The 8,586-nt window shown below is 65.0% G+C and carries 7 protein-coding genes and 1 pseudogene; 6 read left to right on the forward strand and 2 right to left on the reverse strand.

Annotation, left to right across the window (positions count from 1 at the left end; genetic code table 11):
- Positions 1-236 precede the first annotated feature (236 nt).
- Genes AB0N66_RS42160 through AB0N66_RS42175 form a run of 4 tightly spaced genes read left to right on the forward strand, consistent with a single transcriptional unit; the run spans position 237 to position 3,763 of the window.
- Entirely contained in the window at positions 237-1,136 is a 900-nt protein-coding gene (locus tag AB0N66_RS42160; RefSeq protein ID WP_365446218.1) for a pyridoxal-phosphate dependent enzyme, read from the forward strand.
- Positions 1,133-1,921, forward strand: a complete 789-nt coding sequence (locus AB0N66_RS42165; RefSeq protein WP_365446221.1) for a serine O-acetyltransferase — start codon at positions 1,133-1,135, stop codon at positions 1,919-1,921. Before AB0N66_RS42160 ends, AB0N66_RS42165 begins: the two co-directional genes overlap by 4 nt.
- On the forward strand, positions 1,896-3,074 hold the full coding sequence (locus AB0N66_RS42170; protein ID WP_365446224.1) for an aminotransferase class I/II-fold pyridoxal phosphate-dependent enzyme: 1,179 nt from the start codon (positions 1,896-1,898) through the stop codon (positions 3,072-3,074). The genes AB0N66_RS42165 and AB0N66_RS42170 overlap by 26 nt, the downstream gene beginning before the upstream one ends.
- A complete protein-coding gene (locus AB0N66_RS42175; RefSeq protein ID WP_365446227.1) occupies positions 3,071-3,763 on the forward strand; it encodes an aspartate/glutamate racemase family protein in 693 nt (230 codons plus the stop codon). The genes AB0N66_RS42170 and AB0N66_RS42175 overlap by 4 nt, the downstream gene beginning before the upstream one ends.
- A 161-nt stretch (positions 3,764-3,924) precedes the next feature.
- On the opposite strand, the gene AB0N66_RS42180 is transcribed toward AB0N66_RS42175, so the two are convergent.
- Positions 3,925-4,179, reverse strand: a complete 255-nt coding sequence (locus tag AB0N66_RS42180; RefSeq protein WP_365446230.1) for a hypothetical protein — start codon at positions 4,177-4,179, stop codon at positions 3,925-3,927.
- Between the two features lie 39 nt (positions 4,180-4,218).
- Between AB0N66_RS42180 and AB0N66_RS42185 the strand changes: the two genes are divergently transcribed.
- A complete protein-coding gene (locus tag AB0N66_RS42185; protein WP_365446233.1) occupies positions 4,219-5,301 on the forward strand; it encodes a hypothetical protein in 1,083 nt (360 codons plus the stop codon).
- 17 nt (positions 5,302-5,318) lie between these two features.
- Here the strand turns inward: AB0N66_RS42185 and AB0N66_RS42190 are convergent, their stop codons facing one another.
- A complete protein-coding gene (locus AB0N66_RS42190; protein WP_365446236.1) occupies positions 5,319-7,736 on the reverse strand; it encodes a tetratricopeptide repeat protein in 2,418 nt (805 codons plus the stop codon).
- A gap of 625 nt (positions 7,737-8,361) precedes the next feature.
- On the opposite strand from AB0N66_RS42190, the pseudogene AB0N66_RS42195 reads away from it, so the two are divergent.
- Positions 8,362-8,586: pseudogene (locus AB0N66_RS42195) on the forward strand (hypothetical protein); the annotation flags it as partial.

Consider the following 8,586-nt stretch of genomic DNA (forward strand, 5'->3'; position numbering starts at 1 on the left):
ACCAGTCCAACGAGTGATCACCACGTAGGACATGCTTTAAGGAGAATCAAACACTATGCCTTGGTACGTTGCGAGGCGCGACATCTGAGCTTCATGTGAAACAGGGAACAATGAGAATTTCACGTTCCACTTCTCTCTATGTTCCCGCGCTCCGATTTTCAAGATCCGAATGTAGGCCTGGCTGAAAAATTCTGGATGCGCTTGCTGTTCGCATAGTCCAGGACTACCCTCTCGTCATGTTGGATCCGATGCCACCCACGCCGCTCTTTGAAGCGATACCGGGCATATTATTAAAGTGTGAATTCCTGCACCCCGGGCGCAGTCATAAGGCGAGAGTTGCCCGCGCGTTGATCGACGACGCGGAAGAGCGCCGATACCTGGGGCCCGGAGACGGCAAAGTGCTGCTTGAGCGGACCGGAGGGAATCTCGGAATCGGCCTTGCCGCCGAAGCGAGAGTCCGGGGATACAAACTCGTCCTGGTCACGGAATCCGGATACTCCAAGATAAAGAAGGAACTGGCTGCCCGACTGGGCGCCACAGTGATAGACCGGGGCATTTCTTATCCCCAGTGCGAGGACAACGAAGCCGCCGTACAAATTCTCCTGCGGGAGCAGCCCGGGAAGTTCCTCTACCTGAACCAATTCGGCAACACGGCCAACCCGGTAGCCCACGAACAGGGCACAGGTGCCGAGATCCTCGCGCAGCTCATCGCCCGTGGATATGGAAGGAACACCCCGCTGGCGCTGGTCAGCGGCCTCGGCACCGGGGCGACCGCCCGGGGTGTCTCGTCTGCGCTTCGCCAGTGGTTCCGGCGGGTCTTGGTGATCGGGGTCGAGCCCCCCAACTGCGACCTGAAGGCCGACCGCCACGGCATCCACGCTCTCCAGGGATTCTCCGTGGGGCAGCCCGCACCGTTCTTCCCGAGCATGGAACTCGACGAGATAATTCCCGTCACAGACGCGGAAGTCGCCGACGCCGAGCGCGAGCTCGCCGCAAAGTACCGGATCTTCGTCGGGCCGAGCAGCTGCGCCAACTACGCGGCCGTCCAAAAGCTCCGGTCCTCGGAAATCGACACCTTGCCGTCCGGGGCGGTGTGCGTTTCCTTTCTCTTCGACCGTGGAGAGGACTACGAGTGAAGGACGCGGTGCCTATCCGGCAAATCCAGGCGGACATGCGGAAAATTCTGCAGCCGGTATCGAGACGGCTAGCTCGTGCCGGACTAACTCCGGCCAAGGCGCTGGACCTGATGCTCGGCGTGCCGCTGACGGTGCTCGAGGACCTGTACGCACTCGCCACCAGGGACCCGGCGGCGCGGTCGAGTGCCGTCTATGCCTACGAGAGCTACCTCAGTTTTCGGGCATTGGTGGCCCACCGCGTCGCTCATGAACTGCACCGGCTCGGTGCGGCCACGCTGGACAGACAGGGCGTCGGGCATGGGCTCGCCACAGCCGCCCGCTGCATCGCTGAGGCGGCGAAAGTGGAAACGGGCGTCGAAATCCATCCGGCCGCCGTGATTGGCAGCCGGATGGTCATCGACCATGGCTATGGGACCGTCATCGGAGAGCAGGTACGCATCGGCGCCGACTGTTACCTGCTGCAGAACGTTGTCCTCGGTGCCCGCGCGATCAGGAGCACGCCCGACCACTGGACCGGCCGGCGGCATCCGCACATAGGGAACCGGGTGGAGATCGCGGGAAATGTCGCCGTGTTCGGGCCGGTAACGATCGGGGACGACTGCCGTATCGAGGCCGGCGCACGGATCGCCGAGGACGTCCCTGCGGGATCCAGGATCCGGGTCGTCTCCATCGTCCAGGTGACGACGAGAAGAACCGGCGTACAACCGAAATCCGATGTGGGTGCTCACGACACCGGTCACGTGATGTTGGGAGCCAACGGTGACACGCCTGGTCACGCTGTCTGACGAGCAGTTGCGGGCCGGCCCAAGCTTGAAGTGGGGCCGGGCACGCCCCGACGTGATCCCGGCGGACGTCGCGGAGCTCGACTTCGCGGTCGCGGCGCCCATACGCGCGGCCCTGCGGGACGCCGTGGACCGGTCCGACCTCGGTTACCCCGACTACACGGCGGGCGCGCCGGCCCGGCTGGCTGAACTGTTCGCACACCGCATGGAAAGGCAATGGGGATGGCGCGCCAATCCTGCGGCAACGGAGGTGTGCGCGCAGATCACGCAGGCCCTGTGTTGCGCGATTTTGGCATTCACCCGACCAGGTGACCAGATACTCGCACACAGCCCGACGTATCCACCCTTCATCGAGGCGATCTGTTCACTCGGCCGACGCCCGGTCCTGGTGCCGGTCGGAAATCTGACCGAGGACTCTGTGGCGGCTGCTTGGGCCGAAGCGGAAAAAGAACGAGACGTCCGGCTGATAGTTCTCTGCCAGCCACACAATCCGACCGGACACGTATTCGACTCCGGCACGCTGGAGGAGATCGCCCGGCTGGCCGAGAGCCGCAATGCCGTCATATTTACCGACGAAATCCATGCCGAGATCGTCTACGCTGGTACGGATTTCCGTTCGATTGCCTCGTTGAATTCCGCGGCCGACCGGACCGTAGTGTTCACGTCGGCCGCAAAGAGCTTCAATATCGCCGGACTGCGCTGTGCCGTGGGGCACTTCGGGACCACCGAACTGCACGCGAGGTTCCGGAGGCTGCCGTGGCACCTGCGCAGTGGGGCGAGCACCCTGGGTCTTGTCGCAACGATCGCAGCCTGGGAATCATGTGACAAGTGGCTGGAACAATTGCGCACACAATTGGGCAAAAATCGTGCCCGATTGTTAGAGTTTTTGTCAAATTTTGAGCAAGTGCACGTTCGGTCGCCAGCTGCTACCTATCTTGCCTGGATCGATCTACGGGCCGCGGGGTTCGGCCCTGATGCGGGGTCGTTTCTGGTGAGTACCGCAAGGATCGCGCTTTATCCTGGTAGCCTCTTCGGGGCCTCTCTGGGCGGGTTTGTCAGGCTCAATTTTGGCACCTCCCCGGCACGTCTCGAAATCATACTCGAAAGACTGAGTGGCGCCCTGGAAGAGCGTCACAGGAAAGGGTGTAAAAAGTGAAGGTCATCGGTTTGCTGGGCGGAATGAGCTGGGAGTCGACGGATTACTACTACCAGCAACTCAACCGGGGAGTCCGGGAGCGGCTCGGCGGGCTGCACTCTGCCAAGAGTCTTCTACATTCCGTCGATTTCGCAGAAATCGAGGAACTCCAGGAGAACGGGGCCTGGGAAGAAGCCGGTAAGTACCTCGGCGAGCGTGCCCGACAGCTCGAAGTGGGCGGCGCCGACTGCGTTCTGATCTGCACGAACACTATGCATCGTGTCTACCCCGAGGTACAGGACAGCGTCGGTATCCCCGTCCTGCATATCGCGGACGGCACCGCGGACGCGCTGGAGCGGGCTGGCGTCGAGAGGGTGGCACTCCTCGGTACGCGGTACACGATGGAGCAGGCGTTCTACCGGGACCGTCTGACTGCGCGGGGGCTCGAGGTTCTGGTGCCGGAACCGGAGGAACGCGCTCGCGTTCACAAGATCATTTACCACGAGCTGTGTCTCGGTCAGGTCATCGACTCCTCTCGGGACACCTATCTGCGGATCGTCGAGTCGCTCGCCGCCCGCGGGGCCGAGGCGGTCATCCTCGGGTGCACGGAGATCGGTCTGCTGATTGACGAACACACCAGTCCGCTGCCCGTCTTCGACACCACTCTCATCCACGTCCAGTCGGCCTTGGACTGGGCCCTTAGGGCATGACCAGCGCGGCTGCCACGGAGTCGCTCGACCGACTGGACGCCACACTGACAGCCCGCGCGGGTCTTCGGCTTCGTGTCGTATGCCCGTCCCAGGAGTTCTCCCCCGAGGAGATGGCTTTTGGCCTGGGACGCTGGCTGTCATCCTCACGGGGTTTGTGGGAGTCACTGCGGGTGGCGTCGGACCCCGACGTCGCCCTCGTCGTGCTGCAGGCTCCGCCCGTGGGCAGGGCGGTCGAGGACTATCTCCTGGGACTTGTGCCGCCGGGTGTCACCTCCCATGCCGATCGCCGCGCTCGTCACTCCCTCGTGGAAATCGACGATGACGGTGAGCGGCATCTGAGCGAGAAGGTTCTCGCGGACGCGCGTCTTGTCGAGCGGCTGCGACGCACTGTCGAACTGGCCAAGCGGGCCGGCCATAGCGTTGACGGCCTCGCGTGCTTCGCTTCAAGTCAGCGCATGGCGGCTCTGGCCGATGTGCTCGGCCTCGGCCTCCTTGAGACAGATCCCCGGCTGCTCGGCTGGGGTGACAAGTCGGGGAGCAGGCAACTGTTCCGCGCCGCCGGGGTGCGCCATCTGCCCGGCTCCTACGTGGCCGACCGCGACGTTACGTCTCTGGCCGTGCGACTAGCCGCGCTGGTGCGCGACCACGGTCCCGGTCAGTGGGTCGTAAAGCTGGACCGCGGATTCGGATCTGGGCACGGGAATGCCATCGTGGACCTCCGTCACGGCTCGCAGGCCGGCATCGAGCAGGAGTTGCTCAGCTCTTTGCGCCCGACCGGCGCAGGCGTCCGCCGGGCACAGTTCTTCCAGTGGCTCCACAGGGTGGGCGCCATAGTGGAACGGCGAGTGCAGTGCGCCCCCGGCGCCACTCTCGGCGCGCCCAGCGCCCTGGGCCATCTGAGCGCTGCCCCTGCCTCGGGGGTCCGTACGGTACTGCTCGGGATACACGACCAACTCGTAGGAGACGCAGGCGATTACCTCGGGTGCCGCTATCCGGCGCGGGCCGACTATCGGGCCCAGGCTGCACATCAGGCGGGCAAGGCGTTCTCAGCGCTGGCCGCGCGTGGCGTCGTGGGACACGCGGGCGTCGACTTCATCGCCGGCCCGCCTGTAGACGGGAGCGGGAACCCCGTGCTCTACGCCACGGAGATCAACCTACGCCAGACCGGCAGCACCCACCCAAACCGCACCGTTCGAGCCGTAGTTCCGCTGGCCCTCGGCGCTGCGGGGGAACTAGTGACCCTGGACGGGCATGACGTCTTCTTCAGCGCGACCGACAGCGTCCTGATCCCCGCGTGCCGCGGCCTTCCCGCGGCGCATCTGATCGCGGCACTGCGCCGCTCGCCACGATTGTCCCTCGACACCAAGGAGGGACGGGGCGTCGTCCCACACCTCTGGCCGGCCCTCGACCGCTTCGGAAAGATCGGCGTGACCGCGATCGGTCGTTCAGCCACTGAATGCGATCAGCTCACGAACGAGTTCACCGAACTGCTCATACGCCTCGGCGAGTCCGTGCCCCGCTCCCGCATCGCCGTCTGACCGTCTGCGGCCCGTCTTCAGCGGCGACGCCTCATCTGTCTCATCACCTCCTGGGCGCGCACGGTTCGTGGATGATCGGGCCCTAGTACCCGTATGAAGCCGTCCAGCACGGTTTGGTGCTCGGCCTCGGCCTCGGTGACCAAGCCCAGGGAGTGCAGGACCACCGCAAGGTTCGACCGGCTCGTCAGCGTCGACGGATGCAACGAGCCGCGCAACCGTGTAAAGCTCTCCAAAGCTTCAGTGTGCTCCGCCCTCGCCTCAGAGAACCGTCCAAGCCCGTGCAGCACCACACCAAGATTGCCGCGACTTGTGAGCGTTGAGGAGTGTCCGGGGCCAAGGACCCGTTGGAAGCCCTCCAGCACCGCTCGCTGCTCGATCTCAGCCGGTGCCGTCCTGCCCAACAACAACAGCAAGGCAGCGAGATAGTTGCGGCTGGTGAGGGTAGAGGGGTGGTCGGGACCGAGAACCCTGGAGAAGTCGGCGACGACCGCCCGGTGCTCCTTCTCCGCCTCCGTCGTCCGGCCCAGGGCCTGCAGGACAACAGCCAGGTTGGACCGGCTGGTCAGCGTGGACGGATGATCGGGGCCAAGAACCCGGGCGAATCCGTCGACCACGGCCCGGTGTTCCTCCCCTGCCTCCGCCACCTTGCCTCGGGCTTGCATGACTACGGCCAGATTCTCGCGGCTGGTGAGCGTCGAAGGATGATCGGGGCCCAGCACGCGCGCGTAGCCCTCGTACACCGACCGGTGCATCTCCTCCGCGTCGTCCAGGCGTTCGACGGCGTGTAGGACCAACGTCGGACTGCCGCGGCTGGTCAGGGCATCTGGATGATCCGGGTCGAAGACACGCGTGCTCGTGTCGAGGACCGTCCGGTGTTCCGCTTCGGCGTCCTCAAGCCTGCCCAGCGACCGCAGCACAGCGGCGGTGTTCGGCGAACCGGCGGTTAGTTCGGCCTCCGCGGATGTGAGCAGCCGCTCGTACGCCGCCATCACCGCGCAGTGCTCCGCCTCGGCCGCGGCGACCTGCCCGAGGTCGTGCAGGACGAACGCGTGGTTGTTGCGGTTGGTAAGGGTGGCCGGATGATCCTCACCAAGGTCACGCTTTCGGATGTCGCTCACTATGCGGTGCTGCGCCTCCGCCTCCTCCAGCCTGTCAAGGTCGTGCAGAACAAGGGCCAGGTTGTTACGGCTCACCAGCGTGGCGGGGTCGTCCATGCCCAGGACCCGTATGCGGGCTTCGAGCACGGCCCGGTGCTCGGCCTCAGCCTCCCGCAACCTGCCCAGCACCCGCAGCACGGCAGCGTAGTTGCCGCGGCTGGTGAGGGTCTCCGGGTCGTCCTCCCCCAACGAGGCGATCCTGGCATTCCGAACGCCCTCGTACGCTCTCAGCGCGATGGTGTACTTGCCGTGTGCGCGAGCGATGGTTCCGATTCGCATGGAATCCGCTGCGTCCGCGAACCGCAGGGCGGCCGTGAGCACGGCGTCGGAAACCGGAGAGGCGGCGGTCCGAGTCGTTTCGTCCACGAGGTAGTCGTAGACATCTACCGCGTGAGAGCCCGCCGGCGTGAGCAGAGCCGTCGTCGTGCGGACCTCCGTGGCCCACTCCCAGGCCTCGCTCAGTGCCTCGCCCTGGAACGGGATGCCGCCCCGGTTGGGGACGTAGAGGTCGGCGAGTCCTTCGAGCTGTGTCCACGGCAGGGGAGCGGTCACACCGGCACGGCGGCAGTCTACGGCGGCCGAGACGAGTGCCGCGCCGCGTACGTGCTCCCCGCCGTCCCGTGCCGCATGCCACAGGTGCAGCAGCTCCGGGCCGGCAGACAGGTACTCTGCGATTCCGAATCGGTCCGCCTGGTTAAGCGCCGCCGTGATGCGCGGGTCCCAGGTGCGTGTCGCGGCCCGGTCCCGTTCCGCAGCGGAGAACATTCGCGGCAGGTCAATCCGGTGGGCTAGTGCCAAGGCATCCATCACATCGCGGTTGAGCGGGCGGGAGACGTTGTCCGCCCGCAGATACGTGTCGAGCTCCGAGGCCCTGATCGTGGCCAAGACGACGCGGTGCTGCCCGTTCGAGTCCAGAAACCTGGTGATCAGGTTCCGTGAGACTCCGCCGTCGCCGAGGAACCGCTCCAGGTCGTCGAGCCAGAGCACGGCACGCGGTGTGCCGGTGGTCTGCTCTATCGCGTACGGCAGGGCAGACCGCTGCTGCGGGGCGACGAGCGTGTGTTGAGGCAAGGTCGCGGTGAGCGCTTCGTAGGCGGCACGGGACTTGCCTGCCGTCGAGTCGCCAACGATGAGCACGAAGGCTCCGGCAGCCAGCTGTTCCTTCAGTTCGTCATCGATGTCGCGCGGGACGTAGGGGGGCTGGCTGGTGGTGGTCCGGCCCGTGGTCCGGCGCGCCGCGTGTACACCGAGCCATGTGGGCTCGACCACTTGACGCACGAGCGGCAAATTCCCCTTCGTGGTGAGGCAGCCGTCTCGTACGAAGGTCGCATTCTCCCGGTCCTGCTGGAATCTTTCGAAAAGGCTGTCCTTCCAAAAACCAGCGAAAACAGCTACCACCGCGGCCAGTCCGACAGCACTCGCGATGATAACCGGCGACTTGAATCGAGCCGCGGACAGGATCGCCGGCAATGCCAGGACGGCGGCTCCTCCGGTAGCGAGCAGAACCAGCTTGAGATGCTTGGCCATATTCCCCCGAAGTGGCGACACTCAGTTGTGGTTTCTGACTAAATCATCGAGCGACGTTCTTGCCTAGGCCTCCTGCGCGCCCGTCCTGAACACTTACAGCGCCCCGCTACCACAAAGCACTGACTTCGCTTTTAGTCACAGGGGAACACTTTAATAGCCGTGGCCAGAGAATTACGGAGGGTTTCGTGGCAGGCTAACGGCATTGGACCCGCCACTGGAATCCATCCTGCGCACCGGATGGGATGTTCCGCTTGATCGCCTGCCGCCAGGACTGGCGTACAGGTCCACCCCGCCAGCGTGGGGGCACTCCGACGGACGACAGTGCGGGCAAGATCGGCCTGGAGTCCTCCACGCCACCGCGGGTGCACTCCGTACCCGCGTCGAACCACTGTTCGGGCCGCCATCGCGGCGTCGTCGGCCTCCAGCGGCACGGCTGCTTCCCAGGCCGTGGGTCCGATGGCAGCTGCACTATCGCTTCCTCAATGCCCTGGGGGCCCCGGTTGGTCGCACTGGCTCGACACCCTCAACATCCGGACCGGCCAACCGTCCCGTCTTTCTCTCTAGGACCATGTCCTACGTGGTGATCACTCGTTGGACTGGC

Source organism: Streptomyces sp. NPDC093544, assembly GCF_040683495.1.
GTDB lineage: Bacteria > Actinomycetota > Actinomycetes > Streptomycetales > Streptomycetaceae > Streptomyces.

Bases quoted from the DNA above. Each gene is read 5' to 3' on its own strand.
- AB0N66_RS42185 (WP_365446233.1), top strand. From the start codon at position 4,219: ATGGCGGCTCTGGCCGATGTGCTCGGCCTCGGCCTCCTTGAGACAGAT.
- AB0N66_RS42160 (WP_365446218.1), top strand. From the start codon at position 237: ATGTTGGATCCGATGCCACCCACGCCGCTCTTTGAAGCGATACCGGGC.
- AB0N66_RS42180 (WP_365446230.1), bottom strand. From the start codon at position 4,179: ATGGCCGGCCCGCTTGGCCAGTTCGACAGTGCGTCGCAGCCGCTCGAC.